Genomic DNA, 19,881 nt, shown 5'->3' on the forward strand with positions numbered 1-19,881 from the left:
ATCCGGTTTCGACAGGCTCAACCACCGGGGGTTTCGACGGGCTCAACCACCGGGGGTTTCGACGGGCTCAACCACCGGGGGTTTCGACAGGCTCAACCACCGGGGGCTCAACCTCCGCGCCGCCCCAGCAGTGCGTCCTGGTGCGCGGCAACTTCTTCGTGCAAAGCACGTACGACGGCGGCTACCGCGGGGCGGCGCATCGAATCTGGACGCAGCACCATCCAGTAGGGGAGCAGCTCGGCGAAGTCGCCGGGCAGCAGGCGGACCAGGTCGTCGTGCAGGTCGCCCATAAAGCAGGGCAGGAACCCGATCCCGGCTCCGGCGCGGGTGGCTTCCACGTGGACAAAGACGTTGGTGGAGGTGAGGCCGTCGCGCATCGCCGGGACCAGCCGACGGGGCGCGTCCAGGTCGTCCACCTGGAGCATCGAGTCCACGAAGTACACCAGCGGATGTTCCGTCACCTCCTCCACGGTGGAGGGTGTCCCGTTTTCGGCGAGGTAGGCGCGTGAGGCGTACATCCCCAGCATGTACTCGCCCAGCCGGATCGCCTCCGCCCGGTGCACCTGCGGTTCGCCCACCACTACTTCGATGTCCAGCCCGGACCGTTGCTGCAGCGCCCGCCGCGTCATGGTCACCACTTCCACGCTCAGGCGGGGGTGCTGCCGCCGGAGCCGTGCCACGGCGGGTGCGGCGATGTAGGCGCTGAAGCCGTCAGTTGCGGTCATGCGTACGACGCCGGCAATGGGGTCCGGTGCCTCGCCGGGCGCTCCGAGCGTGCCCACCGCAGCTTCCACCTGTTCCGCGACCCGTACGGCTTCCGCTCCCAGGTCGGTGACTTCCCAGCCGCCGGCAGCACGTGCCAGCACCCGGCCGCCGAGGGCTTTCTCCAGCGCTGCTATCCGGCGCGAAACAGTGGTGTGGTTCAGTCCCAGGGTTTGTGCCGCCGTCGTGTATTTTGCGGAACGGGACACCGCCAGCAGGATCAGGAGGTCATCAGGGTTTGCCTTCATATCTGCAATTGTGCACATATCGCGTGCCAAAGTGGTTATTGATGGGTATCGGTCGTGCAGGAACACTCAGTTGAAGCAAGTTGCCGTGGCCGATGCGAAGCGCGAAGGCCTTGGCAACGGCATCCGCCAGCGTCCGCTGACCGGACCATCCGCTACGTGGACGAGCTGCTTACGCTGACTGCCGGAAGGGCACTGCAATGGAGAACAATCTGAACGGCCGGAAGGCGCTGGTCACAGGCGGTGCCAGCGGCATCGGGGCGGCGTGCGTGCGTGAGCTCGCCGCCCGCGGGGCAAAAGTGGTGGTGGCCGACGTCGACACCGCCGGAGCAGCCGCCCTCGCCGATGAGGTGGGCGGCACCGCCTGGACCATTGACCTGCTGGATGTGGACGCGCTCGGAACCCTGAGCCTGGACTGCGACATCCTGGTGAACAACGCCGGGATCCAGCGGGTTAGCCCCATCGAGGAGTTCGATCCTGCGGACTTCCGCCGCATCATCACGCTGATGCTTGAAGCGCCGTTCCTGCTGATCCGGGCCGCGCTGCCGCACATGTATGCCAGCAGGTTCGGCCGGATCATCAACGTCTCCTCGGTGCACGGCCTCCGTGCCTCCCCGTTCAAAAGCGCGTACGTTTCCGCCAAGCACGGCCTGGAAGGGCTGAGCAAGGTGACGGCGCTGGAGGGCGGGGAGCACGGGGTCACGTCCAACTGCATCAATCCCGGTTACGTCCGGACGCCGCTGGTGGAGAAGCAGATCGCGGACCAGGCCCTGGTGCACGGTATCCCGGAATCGGAGGTGCTGGCCAAGGTGATGCTCACCGAATCCGCCATCAAGCGGCTGGTGGAGCCGGAGGAGATGGCGTCCCTGGTGGGCTGGCTGGTGTCCGATCCCGCGGGAATGGTCACCGGCGCCAGCTACACCATGGACGGTGGCTGGTCCGCGCGCTGACCCACGATTCTTTCGGCGTTGTCGAACGCCCAGGTGGCCAGCGGGACCAGCAGGCTTGCCGCCTCTGTGCCAAGGGGAGTGAGGCTGTAATCCACGCGCGGCGGAATGACCGGCTGCGATTCGCGGTGCACCAGGCCGTCCTGTTCAAGGGTCTTCAGCGTCTGGGCCAGCATCTTCTCGCTGATGCCGTCCGCCCGCCGGCGCAGCTCGCTCCAGCGATGCGCGCGCTCGGAGAGGGCCAGCAGGACCAGGACGCCCCACTTGCTGGTGATGTGGTCCAGTACTGTGCGGCTGGGGCAGCCGGCAGGAAAAATTCCGTCCTGCAGGGCCACAGAAGCCCGGGACGGGTCAAAACTAACTTCCATGTGAGTACCTTACTTCAAAGTGCGTACTCTCTTTTGGGAAGTAATGGGCGGGCGGCCCGGTTGGCACCCATGACAGCGCAAGCCACCGAAAGGGAATCACATGAGCATCGTCATCACCGGAGCCACCGGACACCTCGGACGCCTCGTCCTGGAAGCCCTCCTGAACCGCAACGTACCGGCGGAGGAGATTGTCGCCGTCGGACGTTCCACCGAAAAGCTGGCCGAATTCGCCGCCCGCGGAGTGCAGGTCAAGGCCATGGATTACGACGACGCCGCTTCCGTTTCCGAGGCGTTGAAGGGTGCGCAGAAGGTGCTGCTGATCTCCGGCAGCGAGGTGGGCAAGCGTGTTGGGCAGCACCGCGCGGTGATCGAGGCCGCCAAGGCTGAGGGCGTGGAACTGCTCGCCTACACCAGCATTGCCAACGCCGGCACCACCGGCATGAAGCTCGCGGCCGAGCACCATGCCACGGAGGAACTGCTCAAGGAATCGGGCGTGCCTTTCGCCCTCCTGCGCAACAGCTGGTACCTGGAAAACTACACGGCACAGATCCCCACGTACCTGGAGTACGGCGTGAGCGGCAGCGCAGGGGAGGGCCGCGTCAGCGCCGCCACTCGTGCCGACTACGCCGAAGCTGCGGCAGCGGTCCTCGTATCCGAAGGCCAGGCCGGCAAGGTGTACGAACTCGGCGGCGAGGCATTCAGCCTTTCCGGGCTTGCCGCTGAAGTGGGTGCCGCTGCCGGCAAGGAGGTCAGCTACCACGACCTGCCCGCAGAGGACTTCGCCAAGCTGCTCGAGGGTGCCGGCGTGCCAGGGCCCTTCGCGGAAATCCTGGCGGACTCGGACCTCGGCATTGCCCGCGGCGACCTGCTGGTCAGCGGTTCAGACCTGGCCACACTGCTGGGCCGCCCGGCCACCAGCATGCAGCAGGCAGTCAGGGAGTCCGTGGACGCTCTGGAACCCACCCGCTAAAGCCCGCCTGCACCAGCCTTCCGCGCCGCAGACTCAATCCGTTCCCGGTGCGCCGCCCAGTCTTCAGCGGAGCGTGGCGTGACGTTTGGGTCTGCGGCGCCCTGGCCCACACCGCCGTCGATGAGTTCCCGCAGGATGTCCGCGTGCCCCAGGTGGTGTGCCGTTTCCACGCTCACGTGCACCAGTATTTGCTGCAGGGTCACATCGCGGCGGTCTTCCCGCCACCAAGACACATGCCCTGGCGCGTCTAGGTCCAGTTCGTTGATGGTGGCGTCCGAGGCCGCTGCGCTGAAGTGGTGCAGCTCGATGATCGATTCCCGTGTCTCATCAGGGGCGGCCCAGAAGTCGGCGTCCGGCTCGGCGTCATTGCTGAACCATGGCAGGACGCGGCCCGTGGGACGCCCGAAAACGTCAGTGAGGTAGCCCAGCTCCACGCTGGCCACGTGCTTTACCAGGCCCAGCAGGTTGGTGCCGGTGGGCGTCATTGGCCTGCGGATGCTGTATTCGTCCAGGCCGTCGAGTTTCGCCAGGAGATTCTCGCGGCGGGTGCGGAGGTACTTGTGCAGGATTTCCTTTTGGTCCATTGCCGGACTCTACCAAGGACCGCCGACACACCTTCCTGTTCTTAAATAGTAAGCATGGTTACTATTTAAGAACTCCCAACGGAAGGCGGCCAGGATGAAGGCCATGGTGTACCGCGGGCCCTACAAAATCCGCGTTGAGGACAAGGACATTCCGCAGATCGAGCACCCCAACGATGCCATTGTCCGGGTTACCCGGGCGGCCATCTGCGGTTCCGATCTGCACCTGTACCACGGCATGATGCCGGACACCCGGGTGGGCAGTACCTTCGGCCACGAATTCGTTGGCGAGGTGCACGAGGTTGGCCCGTCCGTGCAGCATCTGCTGCCGGGGGACCGCGTGATGGTGCCCTTCAACATCTTCTGCGGCACCTGCTACTTCTGCGCCCGCGGCCTCTACTCCAACTGCCACAACGTCAATCCCAACGCAACAGCCGTGGGCGGGATCTACGGGTATTCGCACACCTGTGGAGGGTACGACGGCGGCCAGGCGGAATTCGTCCGGGTCCCGTTCGCGGACGTGGGGCCTTCGCCCATTCCTGAATGGATGAGCGAGGACGACGCCGTGATGCTCACCGACGCAGTCCCCACCGGATACTTCGGGGCGCAGCTGGGCGGTATTGGCGAGGGGGATACCGTCGTTGTTTTTGGGGCCGGCCCCGTAGGCCTCGTGGCGGCGCAGTCCGCCTGGCTCATGGGCGCAGGACGCGTCATCGTGGTGGACCACCTGGACTACCGCCTCGAAAAGGCCCGCATCTTTGCCCATGCCGAGACGTGCAATTTCGTTGAGTACAACGACGTTGTGGTGCACCTGAAGAAGATCACCGAGGGACTGGGTGCCGACGTCGTGATTGAAGCGGTGGGGGCCGAGGCGGTAGGTAACCTGACGCAGCACATCACCGCGGCCAAGCTGAAGCTGCAGGGTGGCTCTCCGGTGGCGCTGAACTGGGCCATCGACTCCGTCCGCAAGGCCGGGACGGTGGCGGTGCTGGGAGCTTACGGGCCCATGTTCAGCGCCGTGAAATTCGGCGACGCCATGAACAAGGGCCTCACGTTACGGATGAACCAGTGCCCCGTGAAACGGCAGTGGCCGCGTCTGTTTGAGCACGTCCGTAACGGATACCTCAAACCATCTGAGCTGATCACCCACAGGATCCCGCTGGAACACATCGCGGAGGGATACCACCTGTTCTCCAACAAGCTGGACAACTGCATTAAGCCGGTCCTGACCCCTAACGCAGCCTGAGGAGGCCGTTATGCCCTACACCGCAGACCAGCCGCCGAAAGTGCTGGTTACCGATGAACTGAAGGCCAGGATTCCCGGTTGGGGAGTGGACCTGGACCCAGCGGACAGGCCATCCGTGCCGCGCGAGCGCAGGGATCTGGTCACGGGCGCGCACTGGGAATTCCCGGACCGACAGGAAGAGAAGACGCCGCGCGAACGCTCCATTGAACACCTCACGCTGCCTCCCGTTTACGGCACCACCTGCCCGCCAAAGGGAATCCCGGGGGTTATCCGCCGCCGCGCCTACACCTACAGCGAGGCCCGGGCAGCGCACTGGCTGCTCCTGATCCTCGCGGACCGGGCGGACGCCGTGGAAAGCCACGTCCGCTCCTTCGCCACGGCGCGTCCGGACAACCCCGTAACGGAAAGCGGGGTGCTGGCCGAATTCCGGCACCATCCGGTGTTCTCGCGCAAGGGCAGGAAGGCGGACCTTGGGCATGTGTGGATGGACCCGGTCCTGGTGTTCGGACCGTGGGTTGCCGCGGGAGGGGCGGCGGTGGTCGCCGGGCGGGCGCTGGCGAAGGCGGCGGCACGGCGGACTGCGGCGGGGCGGCACCAGCTGCCATAAAGCACGCCGAGGACCACCCGCCGTCGGACTCTGAACCCATCACTGTCCGGTATTACAGACTCTGTTGCCGCGTGGCGGGCCCGGCGGCATCGTCGGCAGGCGCATGCTTAATCCATGCCAGCCGCCAACAACGTCCCGGGCGCCAAGGCGACCTCCAAGGTCCCCGCCGCGGAGAACACCCTGCGAATCCTCAAACTCCTCGCGTCACGCCGGGGTCCCATGGCGGCGTCGCAGATTGCCACCTCCCTGGGGCTGCCGCGTTCCAGCGTCTACCACCTCCTCGCCGTGATGGAGGAGAACGGTTTTGTGCTGCACCTGCACGAGGAGCAGCGGTACGGCCTGGGCATCAGTGCGTTCGAGCTCAGCTCCGCCTACTCACGGCAGGAGCCGTTGTCCCGCCTGGGCAGGCCGTTGCTGGCGTCGCTGGTGGACGTGATCGGCGAGAGCGCACACCTGGCCGTGCTGCATGGCCGGGACGTGCTCTACATCGTGGAGGAACGGGCCAAGAACCGCCCTTCCCTGGTGACCGACGTCGGCGTCAGGCTCCCCAGCCACCTCACCGCCAGCGGGCGGGCGATTCTCGCGGCACTGCCCAAATCCCAGGTCCGCGCGCTCTATCCCAACGCCGCAGCCTTCACTGCGCGGCATGAGATGGAGGGCGCCATCATGAAGTACTCGGCACTGTCCTCCCACCTGGACCAGGTCCGCCAGCGCGGCTACGCCACCGAACACGGCGAGGTGACCCCGGGGTTCGGCTCCATCGCCACCGCCGTCACGGACCACCTCGGATGGCCCACGGCGGCAGTCGCCGTGACCTTCCTCGAGGAGAAGCTCCCCGCGGACCAATGGCCGGCGCTCGCGGCCAAGGTGCAGAAGGTGGCTGACGACCTCTCGGTCCGCCTCCACGGCCGCCCCGCCCGCTGACCCCGCCCTCTTTCGCGAACTGACCCGTGCCCCCGTCCCCCTCCCGCAACTGACCTGCGCCCCGTTCCCCCGCCCGCAACTGACCTGCGCCCCCTCCCCAACTGACTGGCATTTAACGTCGTCAAAACGCGTTTTGGGAGCGTTAACTGCCAGTCAGTTGGGTGGCGGGTCTGGAATACCGGACAGCACCCACCTGAAATGGCTGTTGCCGGCGGGCCGTCAGGGCTTTAGTTGAAGTAGAACCTCGTGAACCCCGGAAACTAATGAAGGAGTCCCCATGGCCCCCGCCGATTTCACCACCGGTGCCCGCCCGGTCAAAGCTGCCCGCGGCACCGAGCTGACTGCCAAGTCGTGGCAGACGGAGGCGCCGTTGCGCATGCTGATGAACAACCTGGATCCGGAGGTCGCCGAGCGTCCGGATGACCTGGTGGTTTACGGCGGTACCGGCCGTGCTGCCCGGTCCTGGGCTGCGTTTGACGCCATCACCCGCACGCTGGAAACCATGGAAAAGGACGAGACGCTCCTGGTCCAGTCCGGCAAGCCGGTGGGCGTGTTCCGTACCAATGAGTGGGCTCCGCGGGTGTTGCTGGCCAACTCCAACCTCGTGGGTGACTGGGCAACGTGGCCGGAGTTCCGCCGCCTCGAGGCTGAGGGCCTGATGATGTACGGCCAGATGACGGCCGGGTCCTGGATCTACATCGGTACCCAGGGCATCCTGCAGGGCACGTATGAGACGTTCGCCGCCGTCGGAAACAAGCTCCAGGCAGAAGGCCGCATCGCTGCCGGCACCGGTACGGAGGGCCCGCTGGCCGGGACCCTGACGCTGACCGGTGGTTGCGGCGGCATGGGCGGTGCGCAGCCGCTGGCCGTGACGTTGAATGATGGTGCGTGCCTGATTGTCGACGTCGATGAGTCCCGTTTGCGCCGCCGCGTCGGCAAGCGTTACCTGGACGAGGTCGAAACCGATCTGGACGCCGCGATCGCGAAGGTGAACAAGGCCAAGGAAGAACGCCGCGGCTGGTCCGTAGGGTATGTGGGCAACGCTGCCGAGGTTTTCCCGGAGCTGCTGCGCCGCCACCAGGCCGGGGAGCTGACCATCGACGTCGTCACGGACCAGACCTCCGCGCATGACCCGTTGTCCTACCTGCCCGAGGGCATCACGGTGGCCGAATGGCACCGTGAGGCCGAGGCTGATCCGGAAGGCTTCACCAAGAAGTCCCAGGCATCCATGGCCCGCCACGTACAGGCCATGGTCGAGTTCCAGGACGCCGGCGCCGAGGTCTTTGACTACGGCAACTCCATTCGTGACGAGGCCCGCAAGGGCGGCTACAGCCGCGCGTTTGAGTTCCCGGGCTTTGTCCCGGCCTACATCCGCCCGCTGTTCTGCGAGGGCCTTGGCCCGTTCCGGTGGGTGGCGCTCTCCGGTGACCCGGAAGATATCCGCGTCACCGACGAAGCCATCAAGGAACTCTTCCCGGAGAACAAGCACCTGCACAAATGGATCGACGCCGCGCAGGAACGCGTTGAATTCGAAGGCCTTCCGGCCCGGATCTGCTGGCTCGGCTACGGCGAACGCCACAAGGCCGGCCTGCTCTTCAACCAGCTCGTCGCCGAAGGCAAGGTCAAAGCCCCGATCGTGATCGGCCGGGACCACCTGGACTCCGGCTCCGTCGCTTCCCCGTACCGCGAGACCGAAGCCATGAAGGACGGCTCGGACGCGATCGCCGACTGGCCCCTGCTGAACGCCCTGACCGCAGCGTCCTCCGGCGCCACCTGGGTCTCCATCCACCACGGCGGCGGCGTCGGCATCGGCCGCTCCATCCACACCGGCCAGGTCTCCGTGGCCGACGGCACCGAACTCGCAGCCCAGAAGCTCGAGCGACTCCTCACCAACGACCCCGGAATGGGCGTCATCCGCCACGTCGACGCCGGCTATGACCGCGCCGAAGAGGTCGCCAAAGAACGCGGCGTCCGCATCCCCATGAACGAAACCCGCTAAGCATCCGGTGATCGAGCCTGTCGAGATCCCATAGGTTTCGACAGGCTCAACCACCGGTTCAGTAAAGGACCCCCCCAATGACCCTCACCACCCACGAACCGCTGACCGTCACCCTCGGCTCCAGCGGGATCACTCCCGAAGATGTCCTGAACGTCGCACGCCACGGCGCGCAGATCACCATCTCCCAGGAAGCCCTGGACACCGTCGCCAAGGTCCGTGCCCACATTGATGAGCTGGCCGTCAGCGACACTCCGGCCTACGGCATCTCCACCGGCTTCGGCGCACTGGCCAACCGCCACATCCCCAACGAGCTGCGCACCCAGCTGCAGAAGTCACTGATCCGCAGCCACGCCGCGGGCATGGGTCCGGCCGTGGAACGCGAAGTTGTCCGCGCCATCATGTTCCTGCGGGCCAAGACCATGGCTTCGGGCCGTACCGGCGTCCGCGCCGAGGTCCTGGAAACCTTCGTCAAGGTCCTCAACGCCGGCATCACCCCGCTGGTCCGCGAGTTCGGTTCGCTGGGCTGCTCCGGTGACCTCGCTCCGCTGTCCCACTGCGCCCTGGTTGTCATGGGCGAAGGCGAAGCCGCAGGTCCCGGCGGTGAGCTGTACGGCGTCGAAGGCCGCCCGCCTGTTGCCGATCTGCTCGCAGAACACGGCATCGTCCCGGTCACGCTGGCCGAGAAGGAAGGCCTTGCGCTGGTCAACGGCACGGAAGGCATGCTGGGCATGCTGTTGATGGCCATCGCTGACCTTCGGATGCTGCTGACGACGGCGGACATCACCGCAGCGCTGAGCGTCGAGGCCCTCCTGGGTACTGACCAGGCGTTCCTGCCCGAGCTGCACGCAGCCCTTCGTCCGCACCCCGGCCAGGCCGCCAGCGCGGACAACATGCTGCGTGTGCTTGCCAACTCGCCGATTGTGGCATCGCACCGCGTTGGTGACTCCCGCGTCCAGGATGCCTACTCGCTGCGTTGCGCCCCGCAGGTGGCTGGCGCGGTCCGCGACACCGTCACGCACGCCGAGCTCGTGGCCACCCGTGAACTGGCTGCCGCGATCGACAACCCGGTGGTCCTGCCGGACGGCCGGGTGTCCTCCAACGGCAACTTCCATGGCGCTCCCGTGGCCTACGTGCTGGACTTCCTGGCCATCGCCGTGGCGGACCTGTCCTCCATCGCCGAGCGCCGCACGGACCGCATGCTGGATCCGGCCCGCTCACACGGGCTCCCGGCCTTCCTGGCCGACGATCCCGGTGTGGACTCCGGCCTGATGATCGCCCAGTACACCCAGGCAGGGCTGGTCTCGGACAACAAGCGGCTGGCCGTTCCGGCATCGGTGGACTCCATCCCGAGTTCGGCCATGCAGGAGGATCACGTGTCCATGGGCTGGCATGCCGCACGCAAGCTGCGCAAGGCCGTGGAGAACCTTCGCCGCGTCCTGGCCATTGAACTGGTCACCAGCGCCCGCGCGATCGATATCCGCACCAAGCTGTCCGACGGCGAACTGACCCCCGGCCCCGCCGGCGCGGCGGTGCTGGAGGTACTGCGCGGCGTCGTGGCCGGTCCCGGAACTGACCGTTTCCTCTCGCCGGAGCTGGAAGCGGCCGACCGTCTGGTTGGCGCCGGTAAGGTCCGGACCGCCGTCGAATCCGCTATCGGGACACTTGCCTGATACGGAATATTCTTCGGTAACTCACTGCGCTTCGCGGGCACTTTGAAATATGTGGCGACACGAACATTTCAGGCCCGCGAAGTGTAGTAGAACTGAAGTTGTAGTACCGGTCACATCAAAGATGCTGTGGCCTTGACGTTGCCGCATGAATATATGCAGTTGAATGAATACAAAGGGGTAGAAGTTCAGATGAAAGCACGCGGGGCAGTCCTCTCCAGGCGCCATGCACATTCAGCCATCGTTGCGGACTGGGGCACCCTCCAGCCCGGAGCCCGGGTGGAAATCCTCCAGCACGCACATGTTATTGCGGACGGCGTGGTGGAGGAAGTGTCGCAGAGCGGAAACGTCCTGTGGCTGGTTCCAGCAGGGCCCACGGAAAAGCAGGTGTTCCTGAAATCTGACGGTGTGCAGGTCCGGAAGGCGTAATCCCCGGAAACAAGTCAGTACATAAAAGTCCCCGCCGTCCGGCGTTCTCCCGTCAGGGAAAACACCGGGCAGCGGGGACTTTTGTTTTGTTGCCGGTGCCGTCTACCGGAGGCCGGCCAGTTCTTCGTCCTTTGGCGCCTCGGGGATGACCCGCTGCTGCTTCTTGATGAAGAACAGCACCAGGCCCACCGCCAGGAACTCGACGACGGCGATCAGGTAGAGACCGCCCGTGTAGTCGCCCGTGGATGCCTTGATGCCGCCAAGGACCTGCGGGGCGAAGTAGCCGGCCAGGTTGGCGATGGAGTTGATGACGGCGAGCCCGGCCACCAATGCAGTTCCTGACATGTACCGGGCCGGCAGGTTCCAGAACACGGGGATGGCTCCCATGGTGCCTGCTGCGGAAAGCGCCAGTGAGAAGATGACGCCGATCGCGCTGCCTTGAGTCAGGAAGATGGCGGCCAGGATCAGCCCGGAGGCGCCAAGCCCAGCGGCGAAAGCAGTGTGCCAGCGGGACTCCCGGTTGCGGTCTGACAGCCAGCCGTTGCCCACCATGCCGATCCAGCCGCAGGCGTAGATTCCGGACATTACCCAGCCGAGGGCCGCTATGTCCGTGATGCCGACGGCCTTGACCAGGCTGGGTCCGTAGAACGTCAGGGTGGCGTTGCCGGCAACGATGCAGAAGAACGTCAGGATCAGGATCCAGGTGCTGGGCTTGCGCAGCGATGCCCAGAAGTTGTGGTCGCGGTTTCCCAGGGTTGTGTTTTCAACGGCAAGCTCGTAGGCCACGTGCTCTTTTTCGGTGGAGGAAAGCCACTTGGCGTTGATCGGCTTGTTGGTAAGGATGAATACTGCGCAGATGCCCACCACCACTGAGGGGATGCCCTCGATGATGAAGAGCCACTGCCAACCCGCCAGGTCCAGGGATCCGTTGAAGGTGTCCATCACAAAGCCAGCCAGTGGTGAACCGATCATGAGGGACATCGCGGACGCGGACATAAAGATGGCCATCGCCTTGCCGCGCCGGTGTGCCGGAAGCCAAAAGGTAAGGAAGAGGATAACGCCGGGCTGCAGGCCCGCCTCGAATGCGCCGAGCAGGAAGCGGAGCACGTAGAACTGCCACTCTTCACGGACGAAGGCCATCAGGATGGAGACGATTCCCCAACCCATGGCGATGCGCATGATGGTTTTGGGTGCGCCGATTTTCTGCAACAGGAGGTTGCTGGGTACTTCGAAGAAGAAGTACCCGATGAAGAAAATGCCCGCTCCTGCGCCGTAGACAACTTCGGTCCACTGAAGGTCGTCCATCATGGTCAGCTTGGCGAAGCCAATGTTGACCCTGTCGATCCAGGCCAGGAACCAGACGAGGGTCAGGAAGGGAATCAGGCGAAAGACGATTCGCCTGAACGTCCGGTTCCTCTCCTCGAGGGTCGACGTAGTGGACGGGGGATTGTCATTGAACTGCGGTTCCATGCTGCCTCCAACGGTTTGAGCCCCGAAAGCGCCATTGCCCCCGGTTGACTTTCCGCATTGTGGAATGTGATATCCGGATGGGGAAAGTGTTGTGAGGCTACGTTCTCCGGAATGGCAGGTCAACGATTCGGCTTCCTTGGCGATTGTGACCGCCGTCTTACCCCGCGTTTTTACTGGACCGGCCATCTCCTGTTTTCCTGTCTGGAGCAGGCGGAAACCGCAAGAGGCCCCAGATCATAGGAGATCCAGTATGAAAATCGTGCGATTGGGAGAGAAGGGCGCTGAGCAGCCCGCCGTTGTGGTGACCGCGGATGACGGTTCGCAGAAGTACTTCAGCCTCGCGTCCCTCACTGCTGACGTGGACGGTGCGTTCCTGGCCGGTGGCGGCCTGGCGAAGGTCCGCGAAGCCCTGGCTGACGGCGTGTTGCCCGAACTGGAGGGTGCGGAGCAAATGCGGCTGGGATCACCGGTGGCCCGGCCCGGCGCGCTGGTGGGAATCGGACTTAATTACGCAGCGCACGCTGCAGAGTCCGGGGCCGCGCCGCCGGAGGTCCCGGTGGTCTTCCTTAAGCCCACCAACACGGTGGCCGGACCTCACGATGACGCCGCGATTCCGCCGTCGTCCGCCAAATATGACTGGGAGGTGGAACTGGGAATCGTGATCGGCAAAACCGCCAGCTACCTGGAATCGCCGGAGGCCGCCGCAGGGCACATTGCCGGCTACCTCACCGCCAACGACCTCTCCGAACGCGAGTACCAGATCCCCGGGGCTGCGGGCCAGTGGACCAAGGGCAAGACGCTTCCCGGCTCCACTCCACTGGGCCCGTGGCTTGTTCCTGCTGACGCCATCGATCCCGGGAGCCTGAGGCTCCGCAGCTGGGTCAACGGCGAACCACGCCAGGATTCATCCACCGCGGACCTCATCTTTGATCCCGCCGCGGTGGTCCACCACCTCAGCCAGTACATGCTGCTGGAGCCCGGAGACGTGATCATCACCGGGACCCCGGAGGGCGTGGCCCTGAGCGGCCGGTTCCCGTACCTCCAGCCCGGCGATGTCCTGGAGCTGGAGATCGAGGGGCTGGGCCGGCAGCGTCAAAGGTTCTTCAGGGCCGGCGCCTAAAAGGGTTCCCGGAAAACAAAGAATCCCCATACCAGCCGGCTCGGAACGGCTGGTACGGGGATCTCAATGTTCGTGGAGTGCTCCTAGGCGGCGATGTTCTCGTACGTCTCGCCGAAGGGCACGGATTCGTCCACGGCCACGATGAACTGGCCGGGCAGGGTGCGCGTCACCAGGATGCCGCAGCTTGCCTCACGGGCGGGCTCGATCAGGGCTTCCACTGCGCGGTCCAGGCCTTCGTGGATCTCGTCGGCAGAGGAAAACTCGAGCTCGATGGAGGGTGTTGCCTCTTCGCCGGACGGCAAAGGACGGTCCAAAATAGTTGCAGTCATAGTGTCGTCTTTCTGTGATGCGGGCCGGAGGGCCTGAACTATTCTAGACCCCACTCCCAATTATCTGAAACCTTTCAAGCCATTCGCCTTGCGAGGCTGGCCGCAAACCCGCCCGCTGCCCGGGCCCCATCCCCAAAAACAAGTCCGGGGCCCGCCCGCAGTCCCGCCACCCGTGAAGGATGGTGGAATTGCGACCAGGCCCCGGACTTTTCGGAGCGCCGGGCGCCATGCCCGGCCCGGCTGATAGGGCTAGTCGGCCTTGACCGCCAGCACCGGGCAGTCGGCTTCCAGCAAAATGCGCTGGGAGGTACTGCCCATGATCAGCTTGCCCACCGGACTACGGCGGCGCAGGCCGATCACTATCAGTTCGGCGTTGTGCTCCTCGGCGGCATCGAGGACTTCCACTGCCGCATCATGTCCACGGACCGGCTGCTTGATCACGTGGTCTATTCCCTGGCTGGCCAGGCGGTCCTCGATGCTTTGGATTTCCTGTTCCTGTGCATACCTGTTGTCCACCAGGGCGTCACCCTTGGCGGAGTTGATGACCAGCAGGCGGGTGTTGGTTTTCCGGGCTTCCGTGATGGCCTGGGTCAGCGCCGCTTCGCCCTCTGGTGTGGGGACGTATCCCACCACGATCGTCATGGTTTCTCCTTGGTTCTACAGGTTGGTAATGGGTGGGACTAGGCCGCATCGTTGGGGGCGTTGCCGCGGGTGGCGTTGGCTGACAGGAGGCTGCTGGCCGGACGGTTGCGGCGGAACAGCTTCATGAGCAGCGGGAAGACCAGGATGATCGCCACGATGATGTAAACCACGACGGCGATCGGCTCACCCAGGAGACCTGCCGGGTCTCCGCTGGAGAGCTGCAGGGCTTTGCGGAGCTGGTCTTCCAGCCGGGGTCCAAGAATGACGCCCAGGATCAGCGGCAGGACGGGCAGGCCGAAGCGGCGCATCATGAACCCCAAAGCGCCGAGCACCAGCAGCAGGACCAGGTCGAAGGCCTGCAGGTTCACCGAGTAGGCGCCCAGCGTGGCAAAGAACAGGATGCCTGCATAGAGGTAGGGGCGGGGGAGCTGCAGGAGCTTTGCCCACATCGGGGCCAGCGGCAGGTTGATGAGCAGCAGCAGGAGGTTGCCAATGAAGAGGCTGGCGATCAAGGCCCACACCAGCGGACCCTGGCTGGCGAACAGCTGGGGGCCGGGCTGGATGCCGTAGGAGGTGAAGGCCGCGAGCATCACGGCGGCGGTGGCGTTGGTGGGCAGGCCCAGTGCCAGCATGGGGGTCAGCGTTCCTGCGGCTGCTGCATTGTTGGCAGCTTCCGGTCCGGCGACACCTTCGATGGCGCCCTTGCCGAACTCCTCAGGGTGCTTGCTGAGCCGCTTTTCCGTGACGTAGGAGAGGAAGGTGGGGATCTCGGCGCCGCCGGCCGGCAGTGCGCCGAACGGGAATCCGAAGGCGGTGCCCCGCAGCCACGGCTTCCAGGAGCGCTTCCAGTCGGACTTGCCCATCCAGGGCCGGCCCACGGGAATGGCGTGCAGGGGCGTGCGGCGCAGGTGTGCGGCAACCCAGAGTGCTTCGCCCACGGCGAAGATCGCGACGGCCACCACCACGATGTCGATGCCGTCGGCCAGCAGCGGGATGCCAAAGGTGAGACGCGCCTGGCCGGAGCCCATGCCGATCAGCCCAATGGTCAGGCCAAGCCCCAGGGCGGCGAAGCCGCGAAGGCGGGAGGCGCCCAGCACGGCCGTAACGGCCAGGAGGGCAAGGACCATAATGGCGAAGTAGCTGGGTGCGCCCAGGCTGACGGCGAACTCCACCACGATCGGTGCGAAGAGCGCAAGGAGGGCGGTACCAATGGTGCCGGCCACGAAGGAGCCGATTGCCGCCGTCGCAAGTGCTTGCGCCGCCCGTCCCGCTTTGGCCATCTTGTTGCCTTCGATGGCCGTGATGACTGACGACGATTCGCCGGGTGTGTTGAGCAGGATCGAGGTGGTGGAGCCGCCGTACATGCCGCCGTAGTAGATGCCGGCAAACATAATGAAGGCGCTGGTGGGTTCCAGTGCGTAAGTGACCGGCAGCAGCAGTGCCACGGTCATGGCCGGGCCCAGGCCCGGGAGGACGCCGACGGCGGTACCCAGGAGGACGCCGATCACGGCGTAGAGGAAATTCATGGGGGTCAGGGCGGTGGCGAAACCGTCCATCAGGGAGGACCAGACGTCCATTACAGGATCCCTTTCAGGAGGCCGGCGGGAAGCGGAATGCCGAGGCCAAGGTAGAAACCGTAGAAGGAGGCGAGCGAGAGGCCCAGGGCAATCAGCGGATCACGGATGTAGTGCCGGCTGCCCAGGGCCCAGGCGCAGCCCCAGAACAGGATGGTGCCGGAGATGACCCAGCCCGCCCAGTCGATCAGCAGGATGTTGGCCACGAACGCGGCTACCAGCGGCAGCACGGTCTTCCAGTCGGCCGGGTGGGCCAGATCGATGTCCTCGCCGCCCTCGGCCTCGCCTTTGCCGCCGCGCAGCACGTCGATAGCCAGGAACACGGCGCAGACAATCAGGAGGCCGGATACCAGGTAGGGGAGCGTCTTGGGTCCTACCGGGTCAGTTTGGGAGTAGGTGATCACCAGGCGGCTGGCGTCCAGGAAGACGATGACGCCGGCCGCGCCGAGCAGGAGGGCTACCCCCAGCTCGGCGCGGCCTTTCAAGCCTGAGGCTATGGAGCTCACGCCAACCCAAGCTTCGTGAGGACGTCCGCCACCCGCTTGTCCTGCTCAGTGAGGAAGCTGGCGAATTCGTCACCGGTGATGAACGCGTCGGTCCAGCCGTGGGTCTTCAGGGCTTCCTTCCAGGCGTCGCTGGAGTGCATTTCCTCGAGGGCGCCGATCAGCTTTTCCTTGTCCTCATCGGTGATCTCCGGGGGTGCCACAATGCCGCGCCAGTTGGTGAAGACGAGGTCAATGTCGGATTCCTTCAGTGTGGGGGCGTCCACACCTTCGAGGCGCTCTTCGCCACTGGTGGCCAGGACGCGGATGTCACCGGACTGGATCTGCTGGAGGTACTCTCCGGCGCCGGAGGCCGCGAAGCCCAGCTTGTTGCCGAGGATGGCGGGCAGGAGGTCTCCGCCGCCGTCGTAGGACACGAAGTTCACCTTGGTGGCATCGATGCCCACTGCTCCGGCGAGCTGCATGGGCAGCAGGTGGTCGGGGCCGCCGGGGGAGGAACCGCCGCCTACGGCGATGGAACCGGGGTCTGCCTTCCATGCGGCTACCAGGTCATCGATGGTCTTGTAGGGGGAGTCCTTGCTGACCATGATGGCGCCGGGCTCTTCGATGAGGCGGGCCAGCGGGGTGGTGGCTGTCAGCTTGGCCTCGGACTTGTTGGTGTAGCTCGCGCCCACCACGCCAAGACCCATCAGCATGGCAAGGTCGCCGTTGCCCTTTTCATTGACCACGCGGGCCAGGCCTACGGTGCCGCCGGCGCCGGCGAGGTTGAAGACCTCAGTGTTGGTGGTGATCTTTTCGTCGTCCAGCACCTTGGCGGCCGCACGGGCGGTGGTGTCGTAACCGCCGCCCGGGGTGTTGGGAACCATGATCTGGAGTCCGGTGATGGGGCCGGCGTCGGAGCCGCCCGTGCTGGTGCCACCGCCGCCGGTAGCTCCACAACCGGTGGCCATCAGGGCGATGCCGGCGGCGACGGCGGCAATTCGCAATGCGCGGATCTGGCGCATGGTGTTCCTCTTCTCGCTAAATCTGAAATCTGTTCAACAGAACTGACTGGTGCTCTGATGCTAGGCGCGCAAGTGATGGGCATCACTCTTGTGTACTCAGAGAAAGTTAAGTTCATTGCGTTCACGTTTCCGGGTCCGCACGTTGGGGGTCCGCATACGGGGACACGCCGTCGCTGCGGTATAGTTCCGGTACCCGCGCGGGAGCAGCGCCACAGCACCACCAGAGGAAAACCCCACAGTGACTCGACGAAGAGGAATGTCCCTTGCCGGACAGTACCTGGTCCTGCAGTTGCTGATTGTCCTGGCGGTCCTGGTGGCTGTTGTTGCCATTTCGCTGGCGCAGTCGGCGGCCGCTTTTGAGCGGATCGAGGGCCGCCGGGCACTGTCCGCAGCGGAAGCGCTGGGGAACAATCCCACCGTCCGTGAACTCCTGCCCGACGCCGAACCACGCTCTGGTGCCGCCCTTCCCGCTGTTGCTGAATCAGTGCGCCTCGTGTCCGGTTCGGAGCGCGTGGCACTTGCCAGGATGGACCGCACAGTGGTGGCGTCCAACGATCCCGGCATGTTGGGCCAGCCCCTGGAGCTTGGTGCCAGCCGGGTGATGGAGGGCCGCGCCTGGACGGGTTCCGTGGGCGGCTCAGGCAGGGCACTGCTCTCAGCCCACGTCCCGGTGCTGGATGACTCGGGGGAGATGATCGGCATCGCGTCCATCAGCCGGAACTACCCGTCCACGCTGGAGCGGCTGGGGGAAGCCGTGCCCAATCTCCTTACCTATCTTGGCGTTGCCAGCGTGTTGGGCGTGGCGGGTTCACTGCTGCTCTCCCGGCGGGTCAAGCGCCAGACCCTTGGCATGGAACCCAGCGAGATCACCGGCCTGGTGGAGAACCGCGAGGCCATGCTGCACGGCCTGAAGGAAGGCGTGGTGGCGCTGGACCCGCACGGCCGGATCACGGTGGCCAACGACAGCGCCCGTGAACTGCTGGGCCTCCCCGCGGACTGCGTGGGCAAGGCGCTGGCCGGCCTGAAGGTTGAGCCTGCGCTGAAGGATGTCCTGACGCGGGAGCAGCCGGCTGCTGACCAGCTGGTGCTGGTGGGGGAGCGGCTGGTGGTGCTGAACAGGGTGCCCATCCATTCGCGGGGCCGGGACATCGGTTCCGTCACCACGTTGCGTGACAGGACGGAGCTTTCCTCCCTGGAGCGCGAACTCGGCGCTACCCGTACGGCCACTGACACGCTCCGGGCCCAGGCGCACGAGTTCGCCAACCAGCTGCACGTGATTTCCGGCCTGATCCAGATCGGCGAATATGATTCCGTGGTGCAGTTCGTCAACGGCGCCACCGTGGACCGGACCCGGCTCAACGACGAGGTTACCGGCCGTATCCACGATCCCGCGCTCGCGGCCCTCCTGATCGCCAAGTCCAGCCTGGCCACCGAACGTGGTGTCGCGCTGCAGCTGGATCCTGATTCCGCGCTGGCCAGGGTGGATGACGAGCTGTCCCGGGACCTCACCACCGTGGTGGGGAACCTGGTGGACAACGCGTTCGACGCCGTCACCGGGCTTCCGGGGGCCACAGTCCGTGTGTTGGTGGAAGAGTCGCCGGACGGCGTGACCGTTACGGTCCGGGACAATGGTCCGGGCATCACGGTCAAGCATCCGGAGGAGATTTTCCGGCAGGGCTTCACCACCAAGAAGCCCGGTCCCGCGGGCGGCCGGGGCTTTGGCCTGGCGCTGTCCCGGGTGGTCTGCCGGCGCAGTGGTGGGGACCTGCAGGTGGCAAATGACCAGGGGGCAGTGTTTACGGCGCAGTTGAAGAGAGGCGGGGCCGCGTGATCAAGGTCCTCATTATTGACGATGATTTTATGGTGGCCAAAGTGCACGCCGGTTTTATCCAGCGCACGGCGGGGTTCGCCGTCGTTGGGGTTGCCCATACGGGTGCGCAGGCTGTGGCCGAGACGGCCCGCCTGCAGCCGGACCTGGTGCTGCTGGACATCCACCTGCCGGACATCAACGGCCTGGACCTGATGCAGAAGCTGCGGGAGGTGGCGCCGGAGCTGGATGTCCTGGTGATCAGCGCTGCCCGCGAGGTGGAGACCGTGCGGAAGGCCTTGCGCGGCGGGATCGTCCACTACCTGATCAAGCCCTTCTCGCAGACGGATCTGCAGGAGCGGCTGGAACACTACCGCAGCGCCTACCAGGGCCTGGACTCGGCCAAAGACGTGGCCGAGCAGTCAGACGTCAACCGGGTGTTCGGTTTGGAGCGCACGGACCGGCCGCTGCCCAAAGGCTGCAGCGTGGAGACCCTCAAGCTGGTGGAAACGGCGCTGCGGACGGCTGAGGGGGACCTCTCCGCCGCCGAGGTTGCCGTCCAGCTGGGCACGTCCAGGGTCAGCGCCCGGCGCTACCTCGAGTACCTGCACGACGAAGGGCTGCTGGACGTCCACCTCAAGTACGGGGTGGGTCGCCCGGAGCGGCGCTACGTGCTCAAGGGCTGAA

At 65.4% G+C, this 19,881-nt stretch carries 20 protein-coding genes; 11 read left to right on the plus strand and 9 right to left on the minus strand.

Going from position 1 to position 19,881, the window contains the following annotated elements:
• Positions 1-107 precede the first annotated feature (107 nt).
• Positions 108-1,010 (minus strand): LysR family transcriptional regulator, encoded by a 903-nt coding sequence (locus tag ACPJW8_RS02140; protein WP_330189442.1) that lies wholly within the window; start codon positions 1,008-1,010, stop codon positions 108-110.
• 197 nt (positions 1,011-1,207) lie between these two features.
• On the opposite strand from ACPJW8_RS02140, the gene ACPJW8_RS02145 reads away from it, so the two are divergent.
• Entirely contained in the window at positions 1,208-1,957 is a 750-nt protein-coding gene (locus ACPJW8_RS02145; RefSeq protein ID WP_330189441.1) for a 3-hydroxybutyrate dehydrogenase, read from the plus strand.
• Here ACPJW8_RS02145 and ACPJW8_RS02150 read toward each other — a convergent pair.
• Complete coding sequence (locus ACPJW8_RS02150) at positions 1,924-2,322, minus strand: helix-turn-helix domain-containing protein (protein WP_330189440.1); 399 nt, start codon at positions 2,320-2,322, stop codon at positions 1,924-1,926. The two genes, ACPJW8_RS02145 and ACPJW8_RS02150, sit on opposite strands and share 34 nt — an antisense overlap.
• 100 nt (positions 2,323-2,422) lie before the next feature.
• Between ACPJW8_RS02150 and ACPJW8_RS02155 the strand changes: the two genes are divergently transcribed.
• Positions 2,423-3,292 carry an SDR family oxidoreductase gene (locus ACPJW8_RS02155; RefSeq protein ID WP_330189439.1) on the plus strand — a complete coding sequence of 290 codons (870 nt, stop codon included), beginning with the start codon at positions 2,423-2,425 and terminating at the stop codon, positions 3,290-3,292.
• On the opposite strand, the gene ACPJW8_RS02160 is transcribed toward ACPJW8_RS02155, so the two are convergent.
• Complete coding sequence (locus ACPJW8_RS02160; protein WP_330189438.1) at positions 3,289-3,876, minus strand: DinB family protein; 588 nt, start codon at positions 3,874-3,876, stop codon at positions 3,289-3,291. The genes ACPJW8_RS02155 and ACPJW8_RS02160 overlap by 4 nt on opposite strands.
• 94 nt (positions 3,877-3,970) lie before the next feature.
• Between ACPJW8_RS02160 and ACPJW8_RS02165 the strand changes: the two genes are divergently transcribed.
• The 6 genes from ACPJW8_RS02165 (at position 3,971) to ACPJW8_RS02190 (ending at position 10,745) form a co-directional block, all read left to right on the plus strand.
• Positions 3,971-5,119 carry a zinc-dependent alcohol dehydrogenase gene (locus ACPJW8_RS02165; protein ID WP_330189437.1) on the plus strand — a complete coding sequence of 383 codons (1,149 nt, stop codon included), beginning with the start codon at positions 3,971-3,973 and terminating at the stop codon, positions 5,117-5,119.
• A 10-nt stretch (positions 5,120-5,129) separates the two neighbouring features.
• Positions 5,130-5,726 carry a hypothetical protein gene (locus ACPJW8_RS02170; RefSeq protein WP_330189436.1) on the plus strand — a complete coding sequence of 199 codons (597 nt, stop codon included), beginning with the start codon at positions 5,130-5,132 and terminating at the stop codon, positions 5,724-5,726.
• A gap of 114 nt (positions 5,727-5,840) precedes the next feature.
• Entirely contained in the window at positions 5,841-6,650 is an 810-nt protein-coding gene (locus tag ACPJW8_RS02175) for an IclR family transcriptional regulator (protein WP_330189435.1), read from the plus strand.
• 277 nt (positions 6,651-6,927) lie between these two features.
• Positions 6,928-8,649 (plus strand): urocanate hydratase, encoded by a 1,722-nt coding sequence (locus ACPJW8_RS02180; RefSeq protein ID WP_330189434.1) that lies wholly within the window; start codon positions 6,928-6,930, stop codon positions 8,647-8,649.
• Between the two features lie 77 nt (positions 8,650-8,726).
• A complete protein-coding gene (hutH, locus tag ACPJW8_RS02185) occupies positions 8,727-10,319 on the plus strand; it encodes a histidine ammonia-lyase (RefSeq protein WP_330189433.1) in 1,593 nt (530 codons plus the stop codon).
• Positions 10,320-10,508: 189 nt separating this feature from the next.
• Positions 10,509-10,745 carry a hypothetical protein gene (locus tag ACPJW8_RS02190; protein WP_330189432.1) on the plus strand — a complete coding sequence of 79 codons (237 nt, stop codon included), beginning with the start codon at positions 10,509-10,511 and terminating at the stop codon, positions 10,743-10,745.
• A gap of 102 nt (positions 10,746-10,847) precedes the next feature.
• On the opposite strand, the gene ACPJW8_RS02195 is transcribed toward ACPJW8_RS02190, so the two are convergent.
• Entirely contained in the window at positions 10,848-12,215 is a 1,368-nt protein-coding gene (locus tag ACPJW8_RS02195; RefSeq protein WP_330189431.1) for an MFS transporter, read from the minus strand.
• A 250-nt stretch (positions 12,216-12,465) separates the two neighbouring features.
• Between ACPJW8_RS02195 and ACPJW8_RS02200 the strand changes: the two genes are divergently transcribed.
• Positions 12,466-13,335: a fumarylacetoacetate hydrolase family protein gene (locus ACPJW8_RS02200; protein ID WP_330189430.1), complete on the plus strand. Its 870-nt coding sequence runs from the start codon at positions 12,466-12,468 to the stop codon at positions 13,333-13,335.
• Positions 13,336-13,418: 83 nt separating this feature from the next.
• On the opposite strand, the gene ACPJW8_RS02205 is transcribed toward ACPJW8_RS02200, so the two are convergent.
• The 5 genes from ACPJW8_RS02205 to ACPJW8_RS02225 all read right to left on the minus strand — a co-directional run bounded on the left by ACPJW8_RS02205 (position 13,419) and on the right by ACPJW8_RS02225 (position 17,387).
• Complete coding sequence (locus ACPJW8_RS02205; protein WP_330189429.1) at positions 13,419-13,664, minus strand: hypothetical protein; 246 nt, start codon at positions 13,662-13,664, stop codon at positions 13,419-13,421.
• Positions 13,665-13,913: 249 nt separating this feature from the next.
• A complete protein-coding gene (locus ACPJW8_RS02210) occupies positions 13,914-14,306 on the minus strand; it encodes a universal stress protein (RefSeq protein WP_330189428.1) in 393 nt (130 codons plus the stop codon).
• A 38-nt stretch (positions 14,307-14,344) separates the two neighbouring features.
• Positions 14,345-15,883 (minus strand): tripartite tricarboxylate transporter permease, encoded by a 1,539-nt coding sequence (locus ACPJW8_RS02215; protein WP_330189427.1) that lies wholly within the window; start codon positions 15,881-15,883, stop codon positions 14,345-14,347.
• Positions 15,883-16,386 carry a tripartite tricarboxylate transporter TctB family protein gene (locus ACPJW8_RS02220; protein ID WP_330189426.1) on the minus strand — a complete coding sequence of 168 codons (504 nt, stop codon included), beginning with the start codon at positions 16,384-16,386 and terminating at the stop codon, positions 15,883-15,885. The genes ACPJW8_RS02215 and ACPJW8_RS02220 overlap by 1 nt, the downstream gene beginning before the upstream one ends.
• Complete coding sequence (locus ACPJW8_RS02225; RefSeq protein ID WP_330189425.1) at positions 16,383-17,387, minus strand: tripartite tricarboxylate transporter substrate binding protein; 1,005 nt, start codon at positions 17,385-17,387, stop codon at positions 16,383-16,385. The genes ACPJW8_RS02220 and ACPJW8_RS02225 overlap by 4 nt, the downstream gene beginning before the upstream one ends.
• A gap of 256 nt (positions 17,388-17,643) precedes the next feature.
• Here ACPJW8_RS02225 and ACPJW8_RS02230 point away from each other — a divergent pair, with 256 nt between their 5' ends.
• Complete coding sequence (locus ACPJW8_RS02230) at positions 17,644-19,218, plus strand: sensor histidine kinase (RefSeq protein WP_330189424.1); 1,575 nt, start codon at positions 17,644-17,646, stop codon at positions 19,216-19,218.
• A complete protein-coding gene (locus ACPJW8_RS02235) occupies positions 19,215-19,880 on the plus strand; it encodes a response regulator (protein ID WP_330189423.1) in 666 nt (221 codons plus the stop codon). Before ACPJW8_RS02230 ends, ACPJW8_RS02235 begins: the two co-directional genes overlap by 4 nt.
• Position 19,881: the final 1 nt, after the last annotated feature.

Origin of the sequence: Pseudarthrobacter sp. J47 (assembly GCF_049810315.1) — a bacterium.
Lineage (GTDB): Bacteria > Actinomycetota > Actinomycetes > Actinomycetales > Micrococcaceae > Arthrobacter.

What these genes read in the sequence shown, in the direction of transcription:
- ACPJW8_RS02170 (WP_330189436.1), top strand. Translation starts at nt 5,130, where the DNA reads ATGCCCTACACCGCAGACCAGCCGCCGAAAGTGCTGGTTACCGATGAA.
- ACPJW8_RS02225 (WP_330189425.1), bottom strand. Translation starts at nt 17,387, where the DNA reads ATGCGCCAGATCCGCGCATTGCGAATTGCCGCCGTCGCCGCCGGCATC.
- ACPJW8_RS02145 (WP_330189441.1), top strand. Translation starts at nt 1,208, where the DNA reads ATGGAGAACAATCTGAACGGCCGGAAGGCGCTGGTCACAGGCGGTGCC.
- ACPJW8_RS02165 (WP_330189437.1), top strand. Translation starts at nt 3,971, where the DNA reads ATGAAGGCCATGGTGTACCGCGGGCCCTACAAAATCCGCGTTGAGGAC.
- ACPJW8_RS02195 (WP_330189431.1), bottom strand. Translation starts at nt 12,215, where the DNA reads ATGGAACCGCAGTTCAATGACAATCCCCCGTCCACTACGTCGACCCTC.
- ACPJW8_RS02230 (WP_330189424.1), top strand. Translation starts at nt 17,644, where the DNA reads ATGTCCCTTGCCGGACAGTACCTGGTCCTGCAGTTGCTGATTGTCCTG.
- ACPJW8_RS02180 (WP_330189434.1), top strand. Translation starts at nt 6,928, where the DNA reads ATGGCCCCCGCCGATTTCACCACCGGTGCCCGCCCGGTCAAAGCTGCC.
- ACPJW8_RS02210 (WP_330189428.1), bottom strand. Translation starts at nt 14,306, where the DNA reads ATGACGATCGTGGTGGGATACGTCCCCACACCAGAGGGCGAAGCGGCG.
- ACPJW8_RS02200 (WP_330189430.1), top strand. Translation starts at nt 12,466, where the DNA reads ATGAAAATCGTGCGATTGGGAGAGAAGGGCGCTGAGCAGCCCGCCGTT.
- hutH (WP_330189433.1), top strand. Translation starts at nt 8,727, where the DNA reads ATGACCCTCACCACCCACGAACCGCTGACCGTCACCCTCGGCTCCAGC.
- ACPJW8_RS02190 (WP_330189432.1), top strand. Translation starts at nt 10,509, where the DNA reads ATGAAAGCACGCGGGGCAGTCCTCTCCAGGCGCCATGCACATTCAGCC.
- ACPJW8_RS02215 (WP_330189427.1), bottom strand. Translation starts at nt 15,883, where the DNA reads ATGGACGTCTGGTCCTCCCTGATGGACGGTTTCGCCACCGCCCTGACC.
- ACPJW8_RS02160 (WP_330189438.1), bottom strand. Translation starts at nt 3,876, where the DNA reads ATGGACCAAAAGGAAATCCTGCACAAGTACCTCCGCACCCGCCGCGAG.
- ACPJW8_RS02150 (WP_330189440.1), bottom strand. Translation starts at nt 2,322, where the DNA reads ATGGAAGTTAGTTTTGACCCGTCCCGGGCTTCTGTGGCCCTGCAGGAC.
- ACPJW8_RS02155 (WP_330189439.1), top strand. Translation starts at nt 2,423, where the DNA reads ATGAGCATCGTCATCACCGGAGCCACCGGACACCTCGGACGCCTCGTC.
- ACPJW8_RS02205 (WP_330189429.1), bottom strand. Translation starts at nt 13,664, where the DNA reads ATGACTGCAACTATTTTGGACCGTCCTTTGCCGTCCGGCGAAGAGGCA.
- ACPJW8_RS02175 (WP_330189435.1), top strand. Translation starts at nt 5,841, where the DNA reads ATGCCAGCCGCCAACAACGTCCCGGGCGCCAAGGCGACCTCCAAGGTC.
- ACPJW8_RS02140 (WP_330189442.1), bottom strand. Translation starts at nt 1,010, where the DNA reads ATGAAGGCAAACCCTGATGACCTCCTGATCCTGCTGGCGGTGTCCCGT.